The organism is Terriglobales bacterium (assembly GCA_035764005.1).
In the GTDB taxonomy this organism is placed as follows: Bacteria; Acidobacteriota; Terriglobia; order Terriglobales; family Acidobacteriaceae; genus Gp1-AA112.
On record DASTZZ010000010.1, the window covers coordinates 1 to 25,885 of the forward strand.

Sequence of the window (25,885 nt, forward strand, 5' to 3'; positions counted from 1 at the left end):
TAGTACCTCGAAGAGCTGGCGCTCAGGCCATTCTTCTGCGGCGCACATGGCAACGATCTGTTGCGCCAGGACATCGAGTGGAGACTCAGGAATGATCAGTGCGTCGAGTTCACTCGATTCGATGGCTCGCACCAACGCTGCACATTCGATCAGTTCGTCGCGCGTAGTGGCGAAGATGCGCCCTTTGGGAATCGCGCCTCGCCAGTGCCCGGCGCGGCCGACGCGCTGGAGCATTACTGCAATCGATCGAGGCGAACCGATATGGCAGACGAGATCGATGTGGCCGACGTCGATACCAAGTTCCAGCGATGCCGTGGCGACCAGCGCGCGTAGTTCGCCTTTGCGAAGACGATTTTCTGCATTTAATCGCAACTTGCGCGAAAGGCTGCCATGATGCGCAGCCACGGCGTCTTCGCCGAGTTTGTCGGCAAGAGCGTGCGCGATGCGCTCGGCAAATGAGCGGGTATTGACGAAGATCAGCGTGGACTTGTGCTGCTCGATGAGCTGCACCAGGCGGTCGTAGACCTCGTCCCACATTTCGTTGGTCATGACTGCGGCGAGGGGACTTGGCGGTACTTCCACGGCAAAGTCGAGCTTGCGCTTGTGGCCGACGTTCACGATCTCCGGCTTACCTGATGATCCAGCGAGAAATTCACCGACTAATTCAATCGGCTTCTGTGTGGCCGAGAGGCCGATGCGAACAGGCTTGCGCTGAGCCAGGGCCTCCAACCGCTCAAGAGAAATGGCCAGGTGTGCGCCACGTTTGTCGTCGGCGATGGCATGGATTTCATCGACGATTACCGTCTCAACATCGCGCAGTAGCTCGCGGCTTCGCTCCGCCGTGAGCAGGATATAGAGCGACTCAGGCGTGGTGACCAGGATGTGCGGAGGCGATTTGAGCATTCGCTGGCGGTCCGCCGGTGGAGTGTCGCCGGTCCGGACGAAGGTTCGAATTTGTGGCATGAGGTAGCCGCGCTGGCCGGCAAGCTCTGCTATTTCCGCTAGTGGACGTTCAAGGTTCTTCTGAATGTCATTGCCGAGCGCCTTCAGAGGAGAGACATAGAGGACCTCGATCCGGTCTTCCAGCGCGCCGGAAACCGCCTTGCGAACGAGGCGATCGATGCACGCGAGAAACGCTGAGAGCGTTTTTCCAGACCCTGTAGGAGCCGAGATCAGCGTCGAGTGCCCGGCCAGAATATGCGGCCAGCCCTCTTCCTGGGGCTCGGTCGGTGTGCCGAACTTCTGCACAAACCATTCCTGCACAAGGGGATGAGCCCAAGCCAGAGTACTCGGGATTTCAACGGTTAAGTTCGACATCGAACGGTTATCCTGGTTCCGGAGAGTACCCCTCCCCCCTCCCCCCTTCCCGCAAAGATTTCCTAAGTGACTGCAAACACGCGTCTTGAGCTTCTAAAGGTGCTCAAAACCGATAAAGGTAAACACAACATATTGTGATTCCGATTTTGGAATCAGCATATCTTGTGATTAGCCTTTGCAACTACAGCAGTAAAAAGCAAAGTGCTCGTGAATCCCCGTTGTGAACGCTCGTGAAGACCGCAGTCGGACAGTTCGAATACTCCATTTCCAATGACATAGCTTGGTCATCCAGATTCGGCTTCATCATCCACACATCGACTCAGTCGCCGGACAGAGCGGCATTTATCTTAGGCGAAACAAAAGCAAAATGAAAGTCCAAAAACAATACTTGAGTTCTTCAATCGGGAGTTCCTAGTTTTCGATGTGCATGGGTTGGTGTCCGATGGAAGTTTTTGATGTCCAAGAGGTGAGAGGTAACCAGCAGCTCTGCATCTAACTAAGCGCCCGTTGGGTGAAATGGAACGATCAACTAAACTACAAGGTTTGCCGACCACTTCTATGCAACCAATCAAATTCGGGACTGACGGCTGGCGAGGCGTGATCGCCGAGGATTACACCGTCGCGAACGTTCGCCGAGCCGCTTCGGCCATCGCTAATTATGTCTTGAAGAACGAAGACAGCAGCCGAGGCCTGGTCGTCGGCTATGACACACGCTTTGGCTCGCGCATGTTCGCCCAGACTGTCGCTGATGTGCTCGCCTCGGCTGGCATCAATGTCCGCCTGGCGAATGACTACACGCCAACTCCCGCCCTTTCCTTCGGCGTAAAGCATTTCGGAGCCGCCGGCGGAGTGATGATTACCTCCAGCCACAATCCTTTCAACTGGAATGGAGTGAAGTACAAGGCTTACTACGGTGGCTCGGGACGTCCGTCCATCATGCAGGCGATCGAAGCCGAACTGGATAAGCCTGTTGCCGGCAGTTCCAAGAAGGGAACGATCACCGACACGGATTTCAAAGCTCCCTATATCGAAGCAATCAAGAAGTTTGCCGATCTCGACAAAATCAGCTCTGCCGGTTTCAAGTTTCTCATCGATTCCATGTACGGAGCCGGACGCGGCGTGCTCGCAGGCATCTTCGCCGAGCGCGGAATCAAGCACGTGGAGATTCGATCCGAGGTGAATCCTCTTTTTCCGGGAATCAATCCTGAGCCGATCGAGCCGCACGTGCGCATGGCACAGGAGATGGTGGTTAGCGAGCGCTGCCATGGCGGGCTGATCACCGATGGCGACGCCGATCGTATCGGCGCCGTCGCGGAAGACGGCAGCTACGTCGATTCGCACAAGATCTATTCGATCCTGCTGCGGTGGCTGCTCGAACGCAAGAAGTGGCCAGGCGAAGTGGTGCGCGCGTTCAACACGACGAAGATGCTTGATCGCATCGCGGCTGAGCACGGACGCAAATTGCATGAGTGCGGCATCGGATTCAAGAACATCTGCGACCTCATGCTGGAACGCGAGATTCTCGTTGGGGGGGAAGAGTCAGGCGGAATTGGCATCACGCGGCACCTGCCGGAACGGGACGGCATTCTGAACGCGCTGCTCATCGCCAATGTGATGGCCGAAGAGAAGCGCACGCTGGCGCAGCTCGTGCAGGATCTGCAGGACAAGTACGGCGAGCATTATTACGCGCGTCTCGACATGCACATTCCCAACGAGCTGAAAGATTCGGCGATTAGCCGCGCGCGCAGCGGCGTAAGCGAGATCGGCGGATACAAAGCGCTGCGCGTCGAAACACTCGACGGTGTGAAGTTCTTCCTGGACGCTCCGAAGGGGAAGCCCGGTACGGCGGCGCCTCCTGCGGAATCTTGGTTGTTGCTGCGAGCGTCGGGGACCGAGCCGTTGCTGCGCGTGTACTCGGAGGCAGGCTCGCCGGAAGTTGTGCAGCAGTTGCTCAAGTCGGCTGAGGCGTTTGTGTATGAGGGCGAGCTGGCGGGAACAGCGGCGCGGTAAATGCTTCTTCGCACTGACACTGGAGTCTGTTCGATTGTCATTCCGAACCGCCTGACTTTGGCGGTGAGGAATCCCTATTGCTGGCGAAGATGGTGGATTCACTCGTGAAACCTGAGACTGTGATTGTCGATAGGGATTCCTCCGCCAAAAGCGGGCGTTCGGAATGACAAAAAAGACCTCATGACGATCGCGGAAAACACACAAACCGTAACTCCACCTCACGCGCAGAGCGAGGACACTCCCGAAGCGCGGCAATACAGCCGCATTCGCCGCTGGCTCTCTGTATTCGACACGTCGCTCGGAATTGTGTTCCTCATCGTGCTGCTCGCGACCGGCTGGACGGGCGATTTGCGCGACGTTGCGCTTCGAATGGGCCGCCAGCACTATGTACTCGCGCTTTTCTTCTACGTGCTGCTGCTCACGATTATCAGCAAAGGACTGAGCCTCGCGCTGGATATCTACAGCTTCCGTCTCGAGCATCGCTTTCATCTTTCCAACCAGAGCACAGGAGCGTGGATCGTCGATGAGCTCAAGGGCTGGCTGGTGGGACTGGTTCTGATTTCGCTGCTTGCTGAGCTGGTGTACTGGATTATTCGCAGCTCACCGGAACACTGGTGGCTAATCTCCTGGGCGGCCTTTACAGCCTTGTTCGTGATCTTTGCGCAGCTTGCGCCTGTGATCCTCTTTCCCATCTTTTACAAATTTGTTCCGCTGGAGAATCAGGCATTGCGCGACAGACTTGTGCGACTGGGTGAGCGCGCGGGAACGCACGTTCGCGGCGTTTACGAATGGAAGTTATCGGAAAAGAGTAAGAAGGCGAACGCCGCACTAACCGGTCTTGGCAACACGCGCCGCATTATTCTGGCGGACACCCTGTTGCAGAACTATTCCGATGACGAGATCGAAGCCGTGCTCGCGCATGAACTCGGACACCATGTACACGGACACATCTTCAAGAGCATCGTGCTGCAGATGGCGGTCACGTTTGTGGGATTCTGGGCAGCAAATGAGGCGCTGCGCTATGCGACCGGTCCGGGACGCATGTTTTCTACACTTTCTGATTTCGCCAACCTGCCTCTGCTTGCTCTGGTTTCCGCAGCGCTTTCGTTGATCCTGTTGCCTGCGCTCAATGCGTATTCGCGATTCAATGAGCGTCAGGCCGACCGGTATTGTTGGACATCGGTGCCGAGCGTGGATCCCTTTATCACGGCAATGGATAAGCTGAGCGCGCAGAATCTATCGGAGAAGACGCCCTCGCGGCTCGTGGAGATTTTGTTCCACTCACACCCGGCAGTATCGCGGCGGATTGCTGCGGCACGGGAGTTTGCGAGGCAGTGACGGACCCGCCGGCGGCAGCCGGTGGGGCTACGGCTTGCGTGGCGGCTGCGATTCCGGTTTCTGTCGCAGCATCGTTTGTCCGGAGATGGCCTTACGGCCATCTCCGGCCCATCGCCTACCGGCGACGGTTCCGTTTTTCTGGCATTTGACCGGTCACGCTGGAGAGGACTTTCTGGAAAGCGTCCTGAGCACTCATCTCTTTCTTTCCGCCTTTGTTGTTGCGATAAGAGTGCTCGCTGCCGCAGGTTCGGCAGCGGGTCTTCTGGACTTCTTCTCCGGCCATGGTCACGACCGAGTGATCTGTGGTGCGCTTGCAGCGTGAGCAGTAATCGTCGATGTCATCGCCAAGTCTTGGCATAACTCCTCCAAGTTGTGCGCGAAATACTAGCACGATGGGCGCTCCCATGTGCGCATCACAGCCGATGCTAGACTCTTGCCATGCGCTCAGGCCGCGGCATATTCATTACATTTGAAGGGCTTGATGGCTGCGGAAAAACCACCCAGCTTGCGCGCCTGGCGGAGAATCTCAAAGCTCGAAGCTTGGATGTTCTGGCTACGCGGGAGCCAGGCGGCAGTGCGATCGGTGAGCGCATTCGAGGGATCCTGCTCGATTCAAGAACTGCTGGTTTGTCTTCTTCCGGAGAACTCGCGCTGATGTTTGCCGATCGTGCTCAGCATGTGGAAGAAGTCATTCAGCCTGCACTCAAAATGGGAAAGATAGTTTTGTGCGATCGATACACCGATAGTACCGAAGCTTATCAGGGTTACGGTCGGCGGCTCGGATCTGAGTTGGTTTTGAATTTGCATCGCGAGCTCTGCCGCGACCTCTGGCCCGATTTGACACTCTTGCTCGATACGGACGTTAACGCCAGCGTGAATCGCGCGCGCAATCGCAACAAGACCAGCGATTCAGCGGAAGGCAGATTCGAAGCCGAAGATGCTGCCTTTTTTCGCCGGGTGCAGAAGGGCTTCGAGAGCATTGCCCGCCGCGAGCGAAAACGTGTCGTACGGATTGCGCCGGGGACGATTCAGGGGGTCGAATCAGAGATTCTGAAGATCATCGACAAACGTTTTCCTCATCTGGGAAATCGCAAGACCAAGCTACCTGCTGCGGTCGGGAGTCGCGCCTAGTGTCCTTCCAAGATTTCCGCGGCAACGTCGAGACTGTCACACGTATTCGCGAGATGATCGCGCGTGGACGCTTTCCTCATGCCGTAATCATTGCCGGTCCGGAAGGGGCAGGGAAATACACACTGGCGCAGATGATCGCCAAGGCACTCAATTGCCTTGAGCAGCCGCAGTCTGAAGGCTTGCCCGACTTCTGCGGCCGATGCAGCAATTGCACGCGCATTGCTGAAGCCGACGATCTGGATGCAAGATTTGCCGAAGCTGTCGAAACGCGTGAAGGCATGCGCGAGGCGGACAAGCGTGAAGCCCGCATCATGGTTCAGACACATCCGGAAGTTCTGGTCGTTCCTCCGGATCCGCCGCAGATGCTGATCAAAGTTGGACAGGTGCGGCAGGTAATCGATTCCGTCTTCTACAAGCCGGTCGAAGCGCGCCACAAAATTGTCATCTTCACGGAATCGTCATTCATGAAAGAGGCCGCGAATTCTCTGCTGAAGGTCCTCGAAGAGCCTCCGGAGTATGCCAGCCTGATTCTGCTTACCACGAATGCTGGAGAGTTGCTGCCGACTATTCGCTCGCGTTGTGTGACTTTCAATTTAGGTGCGCTTCCCGTTTCCGAACTCGAGTCGGCGATTGCCACCTCGCGCAAGGAGCTGAAACCTCCGCAACGAGAGCTGATCGCGCGGCTTTCAAACGGAGCCATGGGGCGTGCTCTCAGTTTCAAGCTCGAGGAGTATGTTGAAGCGCGCAGCCATGCGTTGACAATTCTGCGCAGTGCGGTTGCAGGTAACGATCACAGCGAGCTGTTCAAAGTGACAGAAACTTACCGCGCCGGTGCAGATGGGCGAGAGCAGACCGACCGTCTGCTACGCACGCTCTATGCGCTGCTCGAAGATCTGCTCATGCTAAAGTCCGGCACCCCTGAATTGGTGCGCAACACGGATATTAAGGGAGAGCTAAGCAGAATCTCGCAGTCGGTCGACTTTGAATGGATCGTCAATGCATCTCAGCGTCTGGCCGAGGTAGAACGCGGCATGAGGCGCAACCTGCTGCGGTCACTTTCGCTGGACTCGTTTGCGACTTCGCTGGAGCCTGGATAGAGCCAATTTCACCACGGAGCCACGGAGAGCACGGAGGTTGTTGGGTTGTGTCATTCCGAACCGCGGCAGTATCTCGGTGAGGAATCCCTATAACGTTCGGAAATCTTCAGTGGATTCGTTCGGTGTGCAACATAGCCAAGCGGATAACGTAAATAGCTCGATCGAGAAATTCTGGAAGTTCATAGGGATTCCTCACCGCCAAAACCGGCGGTTCGGAATGACACAACCCAACAACCTCCGTGCTCTCCGTGGCTCCGTGGTGAATCCTGCCGTTTGTGCAAAAAAGCGGCCCCATGTTACTCTGCTAGAGAGACTTAAACGACTCGAAAACTATAGGAGTGTCACCAGCTTCAGTGTTAGCTAGAGAGCGTAAAACAGACGTCATTACCCGGTTCCGCACGCACGATAACGACACCGGTAGCCCCGAGGTCCAGATTGCGGTGCTCAGCGAGCGAATCGGTCAATTGACGGACCATTTTAAGACGCACCAAAAGGATCACGCCTCCCGCCGCGGTCTCCTGATGATGGTCAGCAAGCGTCGTCGCCTGCTCGACTACCTCAAGAACTACGATTCCGAGCGCTACAAGGACGTAATCCACAAACTCGGCATCCGCAAGTAGCAGGACCTGGGGCGGCCCATTCTCGCACCGCCGTTCGTAAATCGAGCGATCTCGACCCGGACGACTTAAACCAGATTTCCCGCGCAGAATCGGCCTTTTCCCATCCCGAGCGCACGCATGATGCCGAGCTTCGGTCGATATCCGTTCGTCCAGGCGGTCTCTCCGTTCCGCCTCACAACCCGGCTTCGCCTTAGCGAAGGCGGTATGCCTTTCCGCTCAATCAATGCTCCCCAACGCTGCCCGCTGGCAGCGCTCCACGAAAAGAGGAATCCATGAAGCAAGACGCAACCGTTGAACTCACAGGCGGTAAGCGACTCGAATTTGAAACTGGCCGTTTGGCCAAACAGGCGCCTGGCGCCGCGCTGGTAAGAATCGGCGATAACGTTATCCTCGCCACGGCAGTGGCCGCGCCTGAACCGCGTGAAGGACAGGATTTCTTCCCACTCACCGTTGACTATCGCGAGTACACCTACGCCGGCGGACGCATCCCCGGCGGGTTCATTAAGCGCGAAGGCCGCCCGAGTGAACGCGAAATTCTCACTGCCCGCCAGATCGATCGTCCCATCCGTCCTCTCTTCCCCGACTATTTCAAGAATGAAACTCAGGTGATCGCGCTGGTGTTGTCAGCCGACACCGACAACGATCCCGACGTTGTCGCGATCAATGCCGCCTCTTGCGCGATTACGCTTTCGGACATTCCGTTTGGCGGACCCGTCGGCGCAGTGCGCATCGGACTGGTGAACGGCCAGATGGTCGTGAATCCCAGCTATGCCGAGATGCGCGAAAGTCAGCTCAACATCATGGTCGTTGGCACCAAAGACGGCATCGTGATGATCGAGTCCGGCGCGAAGGAAGTCACGGAAGATCGCGTGGTCGATGCCATCGAGTTCGCGCATGGCGAGATCAAGAAGATTTGCGCCACGATCAGCGATTTAGCCTCGCGCGCTGGAAAGCAGAAGCGGCAGCTTACTGCTCCCGAATTCGATGAAAGCTACTATCGCGAGCTCAAATCGAAAGTCGGGGCGAAGCTTGCAGATGCGCTCGATACCAAGAAGTACCCAAAGATCGAGAGCTACACGAAAGTCGCTGAGATCAAGAAAGAACTTAAGAGCAAGCTGCCCGAAGGCGACGAAGCTGCCGCAGATAAGCTTGAGAACTATTACGAAGTGCTGCGCGAGCGGCTTTTCCGCGAGCAGGTCACGAAAGATCGCGTACGTCCTGACCGGCGCAAGTTCAACGAGATCCGCCCAATCACGATTGAAACCAGCGTGCTTCCACGCACGCACGGTTCGGCGATCTTCACGCGCGGCGAAACACAGGCGTTGGTAACCACCACACTCGGCACTTCTGAAGACGTGCAGCGCCTGGAAAACTTCGAAGGCGAGAAGAAAAAGAATTTCATGCTGCACTACAACTTCCCGCCATTCTCGGTCGGTGAGACCGGACGCATGACCGGAGTGGGCCGTCGCGAAGTCGGCCACGGAGCGCTCGCCGAACGAGCGATCACAGCGGTTCTGCCGGATGAGACAGCATGGCCGTATACCATGCGCGTAGTCTCCGACATTCTCGAATCGAACGGCTCATCTTCCATGGCTTCCGTCTGCGGAGCTGCTCTTTCGCTAATGGACGCCGGCGTTCCCATCAAAGCTCCTGTCGCTGGAATTGCAATGGGCTTAGTGAAAGAAGGCGAGGATTATTCAATCCTTACGGACATTGCTGGAGCCGAAGATCACTACGGCGACATGGACTTCAAAGTCGCCGGGACACGGCAGGGAATCACCGCCCTGCAGATGGATATCAAGATCTCCGGCATCACTGGAAAGATCATGCGCGAAGCGCTGGAGCAGGCGCGCGAGGGCAGGCTGTTCATTCTGGACAAAATGCAGGAGGCTTTGCCGGAAGCCCGTTCCGCCGTCTCGAAGTTTGCGCCGCGTATTCACACCTTGCAAATTCCTGTCGATAAGATTCGCGATCTCATTGGCCCGGGCGGCAAGGTGATCCGCGGCATCGTTGAGCAGACGGGCGTTAAGATCGACGTCGAAGACTCCGGTCGCGTAAACGTCGCCTCCAGCGATGAAGCAGCGATGAGCAAAGCGTTGCAGATCATCGGCGACATCACTGCGACTCCCGAAGTAGGAAAGACATATCTCGGCAAAGTTGTACGTCTCGCAGACTTCGGAGCGTTCGTCGAACTCTTTCCTGGAACCGACGGACTGCTGCATATCAGCGAAATCGCCGAACATCGCATTAAAGACGTTCGCGACGAGCTGCATGAAGGCGATCAGATCCTCGTGAAGGTCCTGGCTATCGAAGGCAATCGTATCAAGCTCTCGCGCAAGGCGATCTTGAAAGAACAACGCGCCAAGATGGCCGGACAGGCTGGCGGCGCGGCTCCGGCGAGCCACGAGGGTGATGGACATCATCCTGAACACGTGACTCCGAACGGCGGTGGCGGCGAGAGCATCACCATCGAAGGCGGAGCCGACTTCGAGGAGGAAGAAGGCGAACCGAACTTCAATCGTGCGGAAGGCGAACCTGCGCATGCCGGACAAGGCGGCGGAGGTGGTCAAGGCCGTCGTGAAGGCGGAGGCGGCGGACGCGGTGGCCGAGGGCGTCGTCACCATCGCCGGGGTGGACCACGCGGCGGGGGCGGTGGAGGCGGTCGCCACTGAGTGAAATTCCAGGAAGGAAAAAAGGAGACGCGAGTCTCCTTTTTCTTTTACGTGGAGCCGACCGCCCTCGGCCGGGTTTTGCTTATTTTGGGGGAAAGGCCTTCGGTTCAACTCCCGTTATTTCGTTGTGCCCAGATTCTGTGAGTCTCCATCAAACACCCGGCCGAGGGCGGCCGGCTTCACGTTTGTGCATTCACGAGTGAATGCTTCACGCGGTACTCAGTTATGCTTGAGCGCGCATGAGTGTGTCCGTGGTGATCATCACCAAGAACGAAGAAGCGAACATCGCGCGCACTTTGGAGAGCGTTGGTTGGGCTGAAGAGCGCATCGTCGTCGATTCCGGATCGACCGACCGCACGATAGAAATTGCGAGACAACACGGCGCCAGAGTGTTCGAAGAAGAATGGAAGGGCTACGCCACGCAGAAGAACTCCGCAATCGCGAAAGGATCCTGCGATTGGGTGCTTTCCTTGGATGCAGATGAAGAAGTTTCGCCGGAGCTGAGCACTAACATCCGACGAGTCATCACGGTCAGCGGAGCGCCTTCAACACTCAATGGATACTTCATCGCACGTCGAAATTTTTTCTTACGCCGGTGGATTCGTCACGGCGGCTTCTATCCCGATAAAAAGTTACGTCTCTTCAGACGTGGTACAGGTGAGTTCGTCGAGCGCGCTGTGCACGAAACCATGCGCGTGAATGGCCCAACAGCGACACTCAGCGGCGATCTCATCCACCATGCGTATCCCACACTCGCTGGATACATTGAAACGATGAATCGATATTCGACGCTCGCTGCCGAGGTGTTGATACGTGAACGTCGCGTCAGAAGCTCACTGATCTGGTTCGTCATGAATGTACGTGTGCGGCCGGTGCTCAACTTTGTCTGGAATTATTTCTTTCGCGGCGGATTCCTCGATGGCCGCGAAGGCTTTCTCCTGCACTGGTATCACAACGTTTACGTAAGCTGGAAATACGCGAAAGCGTGGGAGATTTTTCGGCAACGAGAGCGAAGTTCTCCGTGACCTTGTTGTGTCGACTTCGTGATCTTCCGGTTCGCCTTTCTCCGCAAAGCGAAAAGGCCGCCCGGCAATAGGCGGCCTTCTCTTTCAAGGGAGAATAGTTCCAACGGAGGCAAAGCCATCAGAACTTTCTGGACGAAATCTTATGGTTGACGGCAGGGGGTGTCAAGCGATTTTTCCGGAACAAATCCCTTATAAATCAATAACTTACAAAAATTGTTCCCAAATCGGAAATGTGACAGAAGATGGCGCAATTTTTCCACCGAAGCAGCCAATCTATCTTGTTTTCAGCAACTTAGACTGGTTTTTGGCTCAATCATTCAGATTGAGGGTAATCACGCGCGTGTCCTCCGGGCGGTCTACGAACTTATCCGGATAAAACCGTTTGAGCAACACGCGCAGGCCCCCGTACGCAATGCCGAATGCAATTGCGACCGCGAGAATGATTCCCACGAGTGCGAACACCGCGACGATCAGATTCCCGATATTGTCCTTCTTCGAAAGATAGGTTGGTTCGTTGTAGGTAACCTCTGCTTCGTAATTGACGGAGGCAAGCAACGATTGTGCGTCCGCTTTCGACGCGCCACTAACGATCGCTAAAAGCGGACCGCTACGTTTGATCTGGAAGTCCCCTGCGCTTTGTTGCAATGCAGACCGATTCTGCTCGATTGCGCGCAGTTGGGTGCCCGCGATCTGCGGCGTCGGATACGAGATGAGAGTGAGCCGCGCATTCCCCGCGTCGGTTCGGTAGAGGGCAGTAATAATCTCGGGGCTCTTGGCGAAATCGATGGCTGAAGGCGGGAGGGCCGCTCCGGAAGAATCATACGATTTTGGTCCAACGGCAAACTTCACTGAATGTTGCACGAACTGCTGCTCTGGGAGCCATCGCGGCAATCCAGGAGGCTGCGCCAGATTGGATGTGGGCTCGGGCAAATCGCCCGCGAGCTCTCGCATTTCCGCTGCAGACATCGCGTTCACATGATCGAATTTCGCTTCGATCACGATATTGCCCTGCATGAATAAAACGCGATCGCCGGCGGATTCGCCATGCCGGCCAATTTCTTCAGTCTGCATTCCTGGCTGGCTGTAGAGCGTGTATGCGCCATACGCGCCGGTAGCGTCAGTGAATCGAGCAGCGCGAACCGTCAGTTTGCGATCCCCGTCTTTCGCGTACGCGGAAGATTCGACATCCGTGAAGCCGTACTCTTTCAGGACCGCGGCATTGCTCGCATCGGCATCGGCAGGGTTAGTGCTGGTCTTAACGGAAGATGTGTCCTGCTGCCAACCAGCAAATGCTTTAGGAAGAAACTGAGAGTCGGCTGCGGCGAACGCAGAAGCAAGCAGCAGAAGTGGCGCGAGAATTTTGGCGAAAAATTGCATGAAACCTGAGTCGAGGGGAAAGAGCCGCTAAACCCAGTTTATTAGACACCACGAAGAGAAGCGAGGATTCGGAACAGCAGCTTCTAGGCTAAGCTTCTAAGCTACTAAGCTCCTCAGCTTCTGAGCCAACACGGACCGTACCCTACCACACAAAGGTTCTCGACACCTGAGTTGATGCGATAAATGCGGCTCCAGGAAAGGTCAGCTTAGAAGCTAAGCAGCTTAGCAGCTCAGAAGCTTCTTCACTGCCCCGCTGTCGCCGGCTCTTTGGCGCTGGCGACCTTAACTCCGCTTAGCCCCTGTGCGTAGCGCGCGACTCCTCGATACAGAGACTCGGCGATGCGCTGGCGGTACTCGGGCGTGCGCAGTTTGCGTTCGTCCTTCGGATTGCTGACAAAAGAAATTTCCGCGAGGATCGACGGCATATTGGCGCCAATCAGCACAATGAACGGAGCCTTCTTGACTCCGCGATCCTTCACTCCAGGGTTCTTGGCTGCTTCGCCTGCATAGAGCGATTTCTGGACAGTGGCGGCGAACTCGCGCGATTCGTCGATCTTCTCTTTCAGCGCGATTTTCTTCACCAGATCCTGCAGGTCGTGAACGGAAGTCTCCGAAACGGCATTTTCGCGCGCAGCCACTTCGAGCGCGTCGCGAGAACGCGTGAAGTTGAGATAGTAGGTTTCCACGCCTCGTGCGGAAGGATCAGGGCTGGAGTTTGCGTGAATGGAGATGAATAGATCAGCTTCGTTTTGGTTCGCGATAGCCGTGCGCGTTTCCAGGGGAATGAAGGTGTCGTCCTTACGCGTGTATACGACATCGGCGCCGAGCTTATCTTCGAGCAGCTTGCCCAGGCGCAGCGCCACGTCGAGAACGAGGTCCTTCTCGAGCAGGCCATTAGGACCGATGGTTCCCGTGTCGTGCCCGCCATGACCGGCATCGACCACGATCCGGCCGATCTTCAGACCGAGCGCGCGAATAAGCGAAAGATCGCCATCGGCTGTCGGCGCGGCTTCGTGCACGTTCGCCAGCATTGCTGCCGATTTATGCTTTCCCTTTTTGGACTGCCCCTTCTTAGCCGCCGACGCAACTTCGACGGAATCTGGCGCCTTCTTCTCTGGCTCACGTTTCGCGACTGTCTCGACCACTGGTCCACTCGTCGGCTTACTCGTGGCCTTGACCTGCTGAGGGTCATCGCTCAAGGAAGCGATTTCCGAGACGTCGAGATCCGAAGTTTGCAGCGGCACTTCAGCTCGCGGAGCGAGTGGCAGCTTTCTCGATTGCGCGGCTTCGGTTTGCGTTGAGTCAGCGGCATTTGAAACCGTAGCAGTAGCAGGTTCTTTCTTTTCCGCAATCGTTTTGCTTTGAGCTTTCGCCGACCGCGACTGCGGCACGCCAGTCAAAGAATTTGAATTTTCGTCGGAATTGGACTCGGATTCCTGTGCCTTGGCTGTTTGTGTTTGCGTTGCCGGCTTTCTGCCGTGAACGTCGATGATCAGCCGATAGGGGTTCGGCAGCAGGAACGCGGAGTATTCGGCGAGATTATCGACTTCGAGCACTACGCGCGCCATGTTGGGCTTGTACTGTGCCACACGGACTTTCTTGAGCAGACCATCGTGAATGTCATAGCTCTTGCCCATCAACTCGGAAGCCAGGCGGCTGCCGTAGAGATCGAAGTAAATTCGATCTGGCGAGGGGACGCGTCCAGCTTCGTACTTGATCTCATCGCCAACATCGATTGCGATGCGCGTGTAATCCGGAGTCGACCAGTAGCGCAAACTTGTGACCAGGGGAACGCCCTTGTGCTTGGCCGTCGTGGCCTTCAAAGCAGCAGGCTTGGCCTTTGTTTGTTCCTCATCCTGCTGAGCGTCTCGATCTTCGTGTGACTCGCTACGTTTCGCCGATGAAACCAGCTCTTTCTCGCTTTCCGAATGCTTGCGCACAGGATGTTTGGCTTCATCGTCCATGTCGCGCAGGGCGGCTTTGGCGTTTTCGGCGAGGGGATGGTGCGGGTACCGTTTCAGGAAATCTTCGAATGTGGCTTTTGCGGCGTCGTTGTCGTCGAGGTCCTCACGATAGATCTGGCCAATGCTCAAACGAGCTTCGAAGCGATACTTACTGCCCGGATATTCGCGCGTCAGGAATTCATATTGACCAATGGCGGATTTGAAGCCCTTTTCGTCATCCTCTAGCCGAGCTTTTTCCGTGAGCAGATCCCCAACAGCGAGCACGCTGGCATCGGCGCGAGTCGACGTTGGAGCTATGTGATAGACCTTGCGAAATGCATCGATGACCCGCTCGTAATCTTCGGGACTGCGCTGCGACTCAGGTCGTCCGCGGAGCGCTTCGCGCATCTGCAGGGCCTTGTGGTACTGCTCCAGCGAGAGGTGCTTTTTGCGCGCAACGCTAGCTGCGTGCGCTGGACTTGCGATCAGGAAAAGGCTGGAAGCGAGCAGTGCCGCGATGGAGAATTGACGAACAGATCCGCTGAAGTTCCCTGATGCTCTCTTCATCCCTGTCTCCGCCCCCGGATGAGGCGTCTTACAGCCATGTTACTGCCGGCCAGAGCAGGGAAGCGGCCATGAACCCTACTCGATATCGCTTACCGACAGATGTCCTTCGGCGTCCCGCTTGAACTCCAGCGGGTGGCCAATTGTGAACTGGCGTGTGTTGTTGGATGCGTACAGCTGCGTGATGCGCTTTACGTAATTCTGAGTCTCTCGATATCGCGGGATGCCCCGGCTCCGTTGCACCGCCGTGCTGCCCGCGTTGTACGCCGCCAGAGAGAGCTCGACGTTCCCGTGATAGGAATCGAGCAGTTGCTTAAAATGCCGCACGCCGGCGTCGACGTTCTGCGCCGGGTCGTATGGATTGGTCACGTTCAGTGACTTCGCCGTTGTCGGCATGAGCTGCATCAGGCCAATCGCGCCTTTGCTAGAACGCGCCTGCGGATTAAAGTTCGATTCAACTTTGATAATTGCGCGTACCAAATTGGGATCGACATCGTGCCGCATCGCGGTTTCTTCGACGATCCTGTCGATCATTTGTGTGTCGCCCGCGGTGGGCGGCACGTCGAGTTTGCTGCGCAGTATCGATGCGGAATTTGAGCTGGGTACCTGCTGTTGCGAGGCAGCGAGCAGAGCGTTGCCAGCTGCCATAAAACGGGAATCTCTGAATGCCGCTTCACGCAGCAGACGCCGAACCTCATTGGCCGCCGAGTGCGCAGCCTTCATCGAATGCGAGTACATCGGAGGCACCGGCTTCCAGCGGCTCTCCCGGTTGCTCCAATAGAACATGCCGGAGTCCTTCGGACGGGCCGGCTCTGCGGCCTTTTCCGGGGCGTTCTCGTACACTAGGCGGCCGTCGCTGGTGTAAGTGGCGACGATGCCTTGAGCGTGCGTGGCCGGGCTGAAGCCGACGAGCAGCAAAACGACGTATAGGATTGAAACCAGGCGCTTGTTCATTCCTTCTCCAGAGGCCTAATTGCAGGCCGATCCGGTTCCGACAAGAACCTCATTCCACGACAGTTAGCGCTCTATGTCGTTCTTTTCGGCGCTCGCCGTGGCTTCACCCGAGCTTCTAATCCTGACGGAGAAGATACTTCCAGAGCAGTTGGATTATAGGACGCCTGTTTCAGCGGGAGCAATAACCAGAAGAACAGGAACCAGCGGCGTGACTAGCGGAAGAAGCCGGAAAAAAAGGAACGAAATCCATAGAAACCGTGGAATGGTTCGCGACGTTACCGAGGTACCTGATTGAACAATAGGTAGTTTGCCGAGTTTGGCAACCAGCAAGCAACAGAACCGGCTTCGGTAGGCGTGGAGCCGAGAAATGGCCGAATGGCCAGCTCCGGGTCAATCACAATGCCGATCTCAAGATGCGTAGCCGCTGCAGAGGCGGCGTCACCACCGACTACCCCAGGCGTCTGTTGCGTCTACCCAACGCCCTGCTTTTGCTCCTCGGCGGGTTCATGGTGCTCTTGCCATCCGGGCAAGACGTTGCTCCCGGTTATGAGCCGGGCGCCGGACTGCCAGCTCAAGTATTGCCAAGCCCAGTTCAAAAGGACAAAGAATCGATTGCGATACCCAATCAGGTAGATCAGGTGGATAAATAGCCAGGCTGACCACGCGAGGAATCCAGAGAGGTGAATTTTCCCGATCTGGGCGATGCCTTTGCTGCGGCCGATGGTCGCCATGCTGCCTTTGTCCCAATAGCTGAAGGCCTGGCTCGGCTCTCCGGAGATGCGTCGCCTGATCTCTTTAGCAACGTATTGGCCCATCTGGATCGCAACCGGGGCGACTCCGGGCACAGGTGCTCCATCTTGCTCGAAGTGTGCGAGGTCACCGATTACGAAGATCTCCGGATGCGATTCGATATTTAGACGATTGTTCACGAAGACGCGCCCACTACGATCAACTTTCGCGCCGAGCGCCTGGCCCAAAGGTGAAGCCTTCACTCCGGCGGCCCACAAGGTGACTGCTGAAGCGATGCGTTCGTCGCCAACCCACACCGCGCCCGGCTCCACATTCGTGACCATGGTGCTCGTATGGACTTCAACTCCGAGCTGTTCGAGCTGTTTTTGCGCGCTGGCCGATAAATCTTCGGCGTACGCCGGCAATACGCGTGGACCGCCTTCTAACAAGATCACCCGCGCACGACGAGGGTCGGTGCCATGGAAATCTCTGCTGAGCACGTGCCGGGCGATTTCCGAGATCGCTCCGGCGAGTTCTACCCCGGTCGGGCCGCCACCCACGATCACGAAATTCAGCGGTCGCTGAATACCATCGAGCAGCGACTCGCGCTCCGCCAGCTCGAATGCCAGGAGCACGCGCCGGCGGATTTCAGTGGCATCTTCCAGGCTTTTCAAACCCGGCGCAAAAGCTTCCCAGTGATCATGTCCGAAATAGGAATGGGTCGCGCCAGTGGCCAGGACCAGGTAGTCGTAAACGACATAGTCGCCGCCCTCCAGGTTAATGACGCGGCGCTCGAGATCAAAGCCGATGGCGTTTCCAATCAGGACCTCAACATTCTTTTTGCCGTGTAGAGCACTGCGAATCGGCGCCGAAATGTCTGCCGGCGATAAAGCGGCCAATGCGACCTGATACAGCAACGGCTGGAATGTATGGTGGTTCTTGCGATCGAGCAGCAGAACGCGGACATTCGCTTTCGCTAGACCGAGAGCGGCTTTAAGTCCGCCGAAGCCGCCGCCGATTACCACAACACGGGGTATATAGGCAGGGGGCCGAGCCGAAGACGTATGCGGGCTGTCACTTTCCATACTTATTCGATGTTCGAGTGCAGGTGAAGTGACCGAAAGTAATGTCTACTAAGTAGCTGCCCCGATTGTACGTCTAAGGGCCTCATGCTAACTTTCGCCAAGCTTCCACCGTCCGCCTGAGGCGGATGATTCGTGTGCCACAGGTTAGTGCGGAGCGAAGGGTGCTCTGGGCCGTGCGCGCCGAGCAAGGGATAGACGATGAACATCGATGATTTGCTCCGGATAGCCATGGACCGCAAGGCATCCGACTTGCATTTGAAGGTTGGCAACTTTCCTCACATTCGCATCGACGGCGAACTCGTGCCGCTAAGCGAGCAATCTCGCACGACCGCGGAAGACATGCTGAACATGGCTTTCAGCATGATGTCGAATCGCCAGAAGCAGAAATTCAAAGAGACCGCCGAGCTCGATATGGCGTACGGAGTCGCGGGACTGGGGCGTTTCCGTGTGAACGTCTTCCAGCAGCGCGGCAACGTTGGATTGGTGCTGCGCGTCATCCCGACGAAGATTCGCGTCCTTGACGAGCTCTATCTGCCGAAAGTCATCGAAAAGATTTGCGATGAAGCTCGCGGGCTCGTTCTCGTGACCGGCGTTACCGGTTCGGGAAAATCGACGACGCTGGCGGCAATGATAGATCGCGTGAATTCGCTGCGGCCTGAGCACATCATCACCATCGAAGACCCTATCGAATTCCTGCATCGCGACAAGCGCGGGTTCGTGAACCAGCGCGAAGTGGAAGTCGATACGCCTTCGTTTGCATCGGCGCTGCGCGCCAGTTTGCGTCAGGATCCAGACGTCATTCTGGTCGGCGAAATGCGCGACCTGGAAACTATCTCGACGGCACTACACGCCGCCGAAACTGGACACATGGTTTTCTCCACGCTGCACACGCTCGATGCGGTGGAGACCATCAACCGTATTATTTCCGTGTTTCCTCCGCCGGAGCAGAAGCAGGTTCGCATGCAGCTTGCCGCGACTCTGCGCGCCGTCATCAGCCAACGACTGGTGCGTAAAGCGGACGGTAATGGCCGAGTTCCCGCTGTAGAGATACTCATTTCTACAGCCTTCATCCGCGAATGCATTATTACGCCGGAAAAAACGCGCATGATCCGCGAGGCGCTCGCCGGTGGCACTTCCCAATATGGGATGCAGACATTTGACCAGTCTCTCTACGACCTGTATCAACAAGGGCTCGTCACTTACGAAACAGCATTGGAAAACGCTACCAATCCCGACGACTTCAAACTGAAGGTGCAAGGTATCGGTTCTACCGCAGATGCCGCACGCGAGCAGATGGAGGCGGCGGGGTTCGGCAGATAGGGACCTCTGATTTTGTCATTCCGAACGTAGGCTCACGCCTGTAGTTTGCGTGAGCTGGAGTGAGGAATCTCTATCAAGCAACCATTCCCGTCGGGACACATTGTCGAGTCGGTAGGGATGCCTCACGCCAACATCAGGCGTTCGGCATGACAGCACGTTCCAACATGCAGCGGGCGCCACGATCAACCGCTCCTTGCTATCCTGCAACTTCATGTCTTCGACGATCCGAATTGCCAAACAATTCTGCGGACCACCGACCAGCGGCAACGGCGGATACAGCTCGGGAATGGTGGCATCGCTCCTGCCGGGAGCATGTGAATGCACTCTGCGCAAGCCGATACCGCTGGAACGCGATCTCCAAACAGAAGTCTTTGAGAACGTGGCTCGCCTGCTGGATGCCGCCGAGATCATCATCGAAGCCGCGCCAACAGAAATTCCAAAGGCGGAACGCCAGGGAGTAATGTTCGTCGAAGCGCAACGCGCAGCCCTCAATTCTCCGGCATTCGCGAACCATCCATTTCCGACTTGCTTCACATGCGGTCCGGAGCGCGCAGCTGGAGACGGCCTGCGAATTTTTCCAGGGCGGCTGGATGAGAAGAACGAGAGCAGCTCGATTTTTGCCGCGCCGTGGATCCCCGATCCTTCTTTAGCGAGTGGCGGCGTACTCGTTCGTCCTGAATTCGTATGGGCCGCAATGGATTGCCCCACGGGCTTCGCTGCCGGCTTCCCTTGGCGAGGAACTCTGGTTACCGGACGCCTTGCCGTGGAGCAAGTCGCACCGGTGTATCCCCTACGTCCCTACGTTGTGATGAGCTGGCCGACAGGAAACGAAGGACGCAAATTTCATGCTGGGGCAGCTCTCTACGGTCCAGACGGACAGTTGTGCGCGAACGCGCGCGCGACATGGATAAAGCTGGAGTAAAGCTGGAGTAAAGCGGCTACTGGCCACTGGCTTCCGGCTTCCGGCTCGAAAGCGCCAGGAATGGGAGTGTGCACAAACCCCTATCAGCCATCGCAAGCTCCTGCCCCTTCATCTCATCAGGCAGCACTCTGCCAGCCATGGATGCCGTTCCCGATCTGACTTCAGCTACTCAGGAAGCGAAACCGAAGCACGCGCACAAAGCCGCGTGGGGCGCGATGTTCGCCGGAGCGGCTCTGTCTGTTTATGGCTGGACGCGTAAATCGGCATCGGGAGCAGCTCTCGGCGTTGCAGGCGGCGCGATTGCACTCAAAGCGGCGAGCGCTGGACCAATCGCTGATCTAGTCGGGACAGAGACTTGCCTGAGCCACAGCGTAATCGTAATGGCGAGGGCAGCAGAGATTTACTCTTTCTGTAAAAACGCCCACAAGGCACAGATATGGATCGGAAGACTGCGTGACCTCCCTTCGGCTGCAAGTCAGGAGAATGGGAGGGGAAAGTCCGATCCCATTATGGAATCCGCCGACTCGGAGCTTAGAATTCTCGAGGATGTGCCCCACCAACGACTCCGCTGGCAGATTCTTGATCATCGCGCACGGTGCGAAGACTGCATCGCAGAACTGACGCTCGCTGATCTGCCTGCTGTTCGGGGGACACTGGTCACGCTGGCTCTCCGCTACAAACTCCCCACCGGCATGCTTCATTCCGCCACGCCCCAAATCATCGGCGCCGATCCACAGCGGCACCTGCGCGAGAGCCTGCGCAAACTAAAAATGCTCATCGAAGCCGGCGAGATCGCGACGATCCGCGGCCAAAGCCACGGGCCGAGAACCCTGAAAGGAAAATTGATCGGTACCCTTTTGGGAGAGGAAGTGGCGTAATCCCAAATTTGCAAGACTCACATCTCGCACCCGCGCCTTATCGTCTAACATAAGGCAGGGCCAATGCTGAACATCACTATCCGCCGTAAAGCCAGGCAGTTCGGACAACTGGTTCGCACTTCGGCTCTTACTCCCCGCACTGGCCGCCCCCACAAGCCGCTTCTTACGACCGAACGCGAGCTCGGCATCACATTCATCGGACACAGCGGGTTCTTCATTCAAATCGGCGGAGCGAATCTGCTGATTGATCCCAATTTCGCTCGGTGGCTGATCGTGCTGAAGCGCCAACGGCGTCCGGGAGTTCGTCTACGCGATCTGCCGCCGATTGACTACGTACTCGTGAGCCATGCGCATTTCGACCACCTGCATCGGCCATCTTTGCGTGCCATCGCAAGGCTCACACGCTGGCGTTGCGGACGGGCTCCGCAGATCGTTGTGCCCAAAAATGTCCGCGACATCGTGGGGCGGCTCGGATTTAGCGCAATCCACGAGCTTGAATGGTGGCAGGAGTTCCGCGAGGGCAAGCTGAGCATCACGCAAACACCGGCGCAACATTGGGGCGCGCGAATGCTCCGCGATTTCCATCGTGGATTCGGCGGATATGTAGTGCGTTCAGGATCGCATTCGCTCTATCACGCCGGTGACACCGCGTACTTTGACGGCTTCCGCGAGATCGGCCGCCGTTTGCATCCCGAATTGGCCCTGCTGCCGATTGGTGCCTATCACCCTCCACACTATCGGAACGTCCATACCAGCCCTGAGGATGCGTTGCAGGCGTTCTTGGACCTAAAGGCCAAGACGATGATTCCCATGCATTATGGGACCTTCCGCCTGTCCTATGAGCCGATGGAAGAACCTTTGCAGCGCCTTCGCATTGCCGCGGCTGCGGCTGGCGTGAGCGATCGTGTGCTCGTGCTCGAAGAGGGTAAGACGAAGATTTTCAGATAGAAGCCACACCTCTCTCCGCACCTACACAGAAAACAGCCAGTGTGACGAAGTTGTGAGGAAGAATATTTCCGTGCAGGCCCGAAGGGCCGAAAGAAGTGCAGCCCAGTGGCGTAAGCCCTGGGAGGGCTTATCACAGGTAGAGGCGAGCCCTGAAAGGGCGGCATTTCACACTCGCCAAGAGATGTCGCCCTTACAGGGCTCTCGCACAACTGCTGTTTCTGGCCCAGGGCTCACGCCGCTGGGCTGCGCTTCTTTCGGCCCTTCGGGCCTGGCATGCTCGCCAAGAAATATTTGTCCAGCACGGTAATTGACCAGAATGACAAGGGATGTGCTAAAGCGAGCTAGCTCGCCAGCAGCAACCGCAAATCGCGCACGTTATTTCCTGTAGGCCCTGTGATAATTGCGTCACCTGTGGTGTCGAATACGCGAAAGGCGTTGAACTTCCGGAGTTCTATTTCGGGATTCATGCCTGCATTTCGTGCATGCTCCAGGGTTGTTCCATCTGCGATCGCTCCAGCGGCAGGGCTGTCACCATCGATTCCGTCGGTCCCCCCACTCAGAACGCAGATGTTTTCTCCCGCGATCTGCTGCGCGCAATAAAGAACAAAATGCTGGTTCCGTCCGCCAATGCCGGCTCCGGCGGGCACCTTAAGCGTGATCTCTCCGGCGGATATCAGCGCTACGCGCGATACTCCCTTGCGCAGTTCGCGCAGGCGATTTAGCAGGTAATCGGCCGCGCGCTCACAGGGCCAGTCGTCCGGTGTGTTGTCGATTTCGACGGCAAATCCGTGTTTCGCGAGCAATGCTCCTGCGGCGTCTGCCGCTGAGGCGCTTGAGAGAATGGGCCACCAGCGGGAACTCACAAAGATGGCATCATCTGCCTTGGGAGTTTCGTCGAGCAGGCATCCGGCAAAGATCCTGCAGACGCTCTCGGGGAATTGAGCTGTAAGTCCATGCTGTTCAGCAATGCGATAACAATCGCCGATCGTGGAGGAATCCGGCATCGTTGGGCCGGAGGCGAGGGCATCGAGCGCGTTCTCCGGAACGTCGCTCACCATAATGCTCACCTGCCTTGCCGGATAAGCAGCCTGCGCGAGCCTGCCACCCTTGATCGCGGAAAGATGTTTGCGAATGGCGTTAATTTCTCCGATCGTGGCGCTCGAATGGACCAGAATTCGGTAAGTTTCAATCAGGTCGTCGAGCGAAATTTTCTCGTAACGCGGTACCTCGACCAACGCCGATGCTCCGCCGCTGATCAGATAGAGGACGAGCGTATGTTCGTGAAGTCCTGAAAGACATTTCAGAATGGCTTGCGCGGCGCTTACCGATTCAGCATTTGGGAGTGGATGTCCTCCAATGAAATAGCGAAAGCCAGAATGTTGCGATTCAGGCAGATGCGGAGCTACCACAATGCCTTCGAGCCCTGGCCCGGTCTGCGCGATCAGCGAGTCCAGCATTGTATGTGCCGCCTTGCCGATGGAAACGACCAGAACACGCGCGTAGGACCCCAAGTCATAAAGATCCTGCTCCACTCGAAGCACGCCGCGCGAGTACTCAACCTTCTTGCCAAAGATGTTTGGGATGCCGATCTCTCGAAGGGTGTCGAGGAAGACCTGGCGTGCAAGTGCGCGCATCGAGTCGAACTCGGACGCTCTGTCTTCGCTCATCAGGCGCGCTGTGCCGCGAGAGCAGGGAAGTGACGCGGCAGCCATTCGGTGATGGCATCACGCATCAGCGGCAGCTTGCCTTCAAAGAAATGGTCGGCGTTCTCGACCAGCACAAACTCCTTTGGCTCGGCAGCGAGTTTAAAGATCTCGCGCAGATTGGCCGCCGGCGCGAACTGATCGTGGTCGCCGCTGACCATCAGTTTGGGCTTGGTGCAATTGGCGAGATAGGAGTACGTGTAAAGGCGCTCCTCGACGGCCAGAGGAGTACCCAGTGCGATGAGTCCCACAACGCGCTGATCGGCGCAGCACGTTTTCAATCCTGTAGCGGCGCCGAAGGAGAATCCTGCAAAGATGATGGGCTTCCCGTATTCCCGTTCGAGCCACTCCAAGGCCGCGCGAATGTCGTCGCGCTCGCCTCGTCCGTTGTCATGTGTGCCCTCGCTGAGTCCAGTGCCGCGAAAATTGAAACGTAGGACGGGTAGACCGAAGCTGTTGAGCGCCTTCGCAGCGTGATACACAACCTTGTTGTGCATTGTGCCGCCGTGCACTGGATGCGGATGGCACACGAGCGCCGAGTAGGGCGCGTCTGAATCGCCGGCATTGAGCAGTGCTTCGAGCCGTCCGGTGGGGCCGGAGAGGAATAGAGATTGGATGGCGTTCGGCAAGAGAGTCTCGATAGCATTCTAGACGGATGTCCAGCATGGCCATTTCGTGATTTGGTGATTTCGCGATTTCGTGATTGAATCGCCGGGTCACCAAATCACGAAATCACGCAATCACGAAATCACGAAATTCCCAAGTTCCACCTCCGCAAGTATCCTGTCTCCATGGACTTGGTCCGCCTTACACGCGAGCTCATCGACATCGAATCGATCACCGGCAACGAAGCTGCTGTTGGCGAATATCTGTACCGCTTTCTGTCGAAACTCGGATATCGCACCGAGAAGATGCCGGTCGAAGGGGCTCGGCACAACGTTTATGCGGCTCTCGATGCACGTCCCGATTTGGTGTTTTCGACCCACATGGACACGGTGCCGCCCTTCATTCCGTCGTCAGAAGACGGCGAGAAGATCTATGGCCGTGGCTCCTGCGATGCGAAAGGAATCATTGCCGCGCAGATCGCTGCCGCCGAGCGTCTGCGGGGAGGCAGTTCGCGCATCGGACTGCTTTTCGTGGTCGGAGAGGAGCGCGACAGTCAGGGCGCCAAAGAGGCAAATCGTCATGCTCCTGGTTGTCGGTTCCTGATTAACGGCGAGCCGACAGAAAACAAAATCGGTCGTGCGTCGAAGGGTACATTGCGCGTGCAACTCACAGCTACAGGACGGATGGCGCATTCTGCGTACCCGCATTTGGGCGACTCGGCGATTGAGAAGTTAGTCAAAGCGTTATATCGGCTTTTGGAGATGCCGTTGCCGAACAATCCTGAAATCGGTCCAGCGACTCTCAACATAGGTCAGATTGAAGGCGGCCGTGCTCCTAATGTCATTCCCGATTTTGCACGTGCGCAGTTGCTTTACCGGCTGGTGGGCACGACGGAAAAGCTGCGCAAGGACATTCAGGCTGCGGTGAACGAGTTTGCTACCCCCGAATTTGCGCTGGAGATTCCATATATGAAGCTCCGAACAGTGGACGGGATTCCTGAAATGATTGCCGCCTTTACGACCGATATTCCTGCTTTGACGAATTGGGGTGAACCGGTGCTGTTAGGACCGGGCTCAATTCACGTTGCCCATACCGATGGGGAGTTCATTCCAAAACGGGAATTGAATGAGGCGGTTGACTTGTACGCGTCGGTTGCAAAGAAGCTGATGGCTTCTTAGAAAGGTTAGGGGCATGCGAAACAGAACCGGCGGCGGTAGCCGGTGGGCCGAAGATCGTCGAATGGCGAGCTCAGGGTGCGACGATAGCTCAGGCAATCTCGAGAGACGCAGCCGCAAGACAAGCGGCTGCCCCAGCGTCTACCGGCGCCGGTTCTGTAGCTTTCGCAACCATTAGGGCTCTAGCTCGTCAGCACGCTTTCCTGTTGCGATGCCAGCCGCAATACGTGTTTGCTGGGCATAACCGGAGCCTCGGATACATAGTCCATGAATTTCTTCACCGCGTCGGTTCCATCCTTGTAGCCCTGCTCGATTGCGGGGCGAACGATGCGGCCGTCGAAATCGAGGAGTGTTGCGGCAAGAGGAGCCGCCGGACGAATCGTGAAGGCTTTCAGATAACGATACGTGTGAGTGCCTACTTCGAGCACGATCTGCTCTGGACGCAGGCCGTTCTTCTCTGCGTATGCTTCA

Annotated in this window: 21 protein-coding genes; 12 read left to right on the top strand and 9 right to left on the bottom strand. The window is 56.9% G+C overall.

The window, feature by feature from the left end; genetic code table 11:
- A partial coding sequence (locus tag VFU50_01580; protein HEU5231521.1) for a DEAD/DEAH box helicase occupies positions 1-1,317 on the bottom strand: 1,317 nt, incomplete at its 3' end.
- Positions 1,318-1,875: 558 nt separating this feature from the next.
- Between VFU50_01580 and VFU50_01585 the strand changes: the two genes are divergently transcribed.
- Both VFU50_01585 and VFU50_01590 read left to right on the top strand, forming a co-directional pair.
- Positions 1,876-3,327 (top strand): phosphoglucomutase/phosphomannomutase family protein, encoded by a 1,452-nt coding sequence (locus VFU50_01585; protein HEU5231522.1) that lies wholly within the window; start codon positions 1,876-1,878, stop codon positions 3,325-3,327.
- Between the two features lie 123 nt (positions 3,328-3,450).
- Complete coding sequence (locus VFU50_01590; GenBank protein HEU5231523.1) at positions 3,451-4,665, top strand: M48 family metallopeptidase; 1,215 nt, start codon at positions 3,451-3,453, stop codon at positions 4,663-4,665.
- Positions 4,666-4,780: 115 nt separating this feature from the next.
- Here the strand turns inward: VFU50_01590 and VFU50_01595 are convergent, their stop codons facing one another.
- A complete protein-coding gene (locus tag VFU50_01595; protein ID HEU5231524.1) occupies positions 4,781-5,023 on the bottom strand; it encodes a hypothetical protein in 243 nt (80 codons plus the stop codon).
- A gap of 80 nt (positions 5,024-5,103) precedes the next feature.
- Here VFU50_01595 and tmk point away from each other — a divergent pair, with 80 nt between their 5' ends.
- The 5 genes from tmk to VFU50_01620 all read left to right on the top strand — a co-directional run bounded on the left by tmk (position 5,104) and on the right by VFU50_01620 (position 11,210).
- Complete coding sequence (gene tmk, locus VFU50_01600; GenBank protein HEU5231525.1) at positions 5,104-5,796, top strand: dTMP kinase; 693 nt, start codon at positions 5,104-5,106, stop codon at positions 5,794-5,796.
- A complete protein-coding gene (locus VFU50_01605) occupies positions 5,796-6,893 on the top strand; it encodes a DNA polymerase III subunit delta' (GenBank protein ID HEU5231526.1) in 1,098 nt (365 codons plus the stop codon). The genes tmk and VFU50_01605 overlap by 1 nt, the downstream gene beginning before the upstream one ends.
- A 353-nt stretch (positions 6,894-7,246) precedes the next feature.
- Positions 7,247-7,513: a 30S ribosomal protein S15 gene (rpsO, locus tag VFU50_01610; protein ID HEU5231527.1), complete on the top strand. Its 267-nt coding sequence runs from the start codon at positions 7,247-7,249 to the stop codon at positions 7,511-7,513.
- Between the two features lie 272 nt (positions 7,514-7,785).
- Positions 7,786-10,185, top strand: coding sequence for a polyribonucleotide nucleotidyltransferase (pnp, locus tag VFU50_01615; GenBank protein HEU5231528.1), 2,400 nt, complete (start codon positions 7,786-7,788; stop codon positions 10,183-10,185).
- Between the two features lie 239 nt (positions 10,186-10,424).
- Positions 10,425-11,210 (top strand): glycosyltransferase family 2 protein, encoded by a 786-nt coding sequence (locus VFU50_01620; protein HEU5231529.1) that lies wholly within the window; start codon positions 10,425-10,427, stop codon positions 11,208-11,210.
- A 309-nt stretch (positions 11,211-11,519) separates the two neighbouring features.
- Here the strand turns inward: VFU50_01620 and VFU50_01625 are convergent, their stop codons facing one another.
- The 4 genes from VFU50_01625 to VFU50_01640 form a co-directional block, all read right to left on the bottom strand.
- On the bottom strand, positions 11,520-12,587 hold the full coding sequence (locus tag VFU50_01625) for a DUF6599 family protein (GenBank protein HEU5231530.1): 1,068 nt from the start codon (positions 12,585-12,587) through the stop codon (positions 11,520-11,522).
- A 242-nt stretch (positions 12,588-12,829) separates the two neighbouring features.
- Positions 12,830-15,097: an N-acetylmuramoyl-L-alanine amidase gene (locus tag VFU50_01630; protein HEU5231531.1), complete on the bottom strand. Its 2,268-nt coding sequence runs from the start codon at positions 15,095-15,097 to the stop codon at positions 12,830-12,832.
- 75 nt (positions 15,098-15,172) lie between these two features.
- Positions 15,173-16,048, bottom strand: a complete 876-nt coding sequence (locus VFU50_01635; GenBank protein ID HEU5231532.1) for a lytic transglycosylase domain-containing protein — start codon at positions 16,046-16,048, stop codon at positions 15,173-15,175.
- A gap of 470 nt (positions 16,049-16,518) precedes the next feature.
- Positions 16,519-17,862 (bottom strand): NAD(P)/FAD-dependent oxidoreductase, encoded by a 1,344-nt coding sequence (locus VFU50_01640; GenBank protein HEU5231533.1) that lies wholly within the window; start codon positions 17,860-17,862, stop codon positions 16,519-16,521.
- Between the two features lie 198 nt (positions 17,863-18,060).
- On the opposite strand from VFU50_01640, the gene VFU50_01645 reads away from it, so the two are divergent.
- The 4 genes from VFU50_01645 (at position 18,061) to VFU50_01660 (ending at position 21,930) form a co-directional block, all read left to right on the top strand.
- A complete protein-coding gene (locus tag VFU50_01645) occupies positions 18,061-19,182 on the top strand; it encodes a type IV pilus twitching motility protein PilT (protein ID HEU5231534.1) in 1,122 nt (373 codons plus the stop codon).
- A gap of 211 nt (positions 19,183-19,393) precedes the next feature.
- Positions 19,394-20,104 (top strand): hypothetical protein, encoded by a 711-nt coding sequence (locus VFU50_01650; GenBank protein ID HEU5231535.1) that lies wholly within the window; start codon positions 19,394-19,396, stop codon positions 20,102-20,104.
- Positions 20,105-20,241: 137 nt separating this feature from the next.
- The gene (locus VFU50_01655) at positions 20,242-20,982 is read left to right on the top strand and encodes a hypothetical protein (GenBank protein ID HEU5231536.1); all 741 of its coding nucleotides are present in this window, start codon (positions 20,242-20,244) and stop codon (positions 20,980-20,982) included.
- Between the two features lie 63 nt (positions 20,983-21,045).
- Positions 21,046-21,930, top strand: a complete 885-nt coding sequence (locus VFU50_01660; protein ID HEU5231537.1) for an MBL fold metallo-hydrolase — start codon at positions 21,046-21,048, stop codon at positions 21,928-21,930.
- 341 nt (positions 21,931-22,271) lie between these two features.
- On the opposite strand, the gene VFU50_01665 is transcribed toward VFU50_01660, so the two are convergent.
- Together VFU50_01665 and VFU50_01670 are read right to left on the bottom strand one after the other, a co-directional pair.
- Positions 22,272-23,597, bottom strand: coding sequence for a DUF4147 domain-containing protein (locus VFU50_01665; protein ID HEU5231538.1), 1,326 nt, complete (start codon positions 23,595-23,597; stop codon positions 22,272-22,274).
- Complete coding sequence (locus tag VFU50_01670) at positions 23,597-24,262, bottom strand: alpha/beta fold hydrolase (GenBank protein ID HEU5231539.1); 666 nt, start codon at positions 24,260-24,262, stop codon at positions 23,597-23,599. Before VFU50_01670 ends, VFU50_01665 begins: the two co-directional genes overlap by 1 nt.
- 162 nt (positions 24,263-24,424) lie before the next feature.
- Here VFU50_01670 and VFU50_01675 point away from each other — a divergent pair, with 162 nt between their 5' ends.
- The gene (locus VFU50_01675; protein ID HEU5231540.1) at positions 24,425-25,417 is read left to right on the top strand and encodes a M20/M25/M40 family metallo-hydrolase; all 993 of its coding nucleotides are present in this window, start codon (positions 24,425-24,427) and stop codon (positions 25,415-25,417) included.
- Positions 25,418-25,596: 179 nt separating this feature from the next.
- On the opposite strand, the gene VFU50_01680 is transcribed toward VFU50_01675, so the two are convergent.
- Positions 25,597-25,885: hypothetical protein (locus VFU50_01680; GenBank protein ID HEU5231541.1), on the bottom strand; the 289-nt coding region annotated here is incomplete at its 5' end.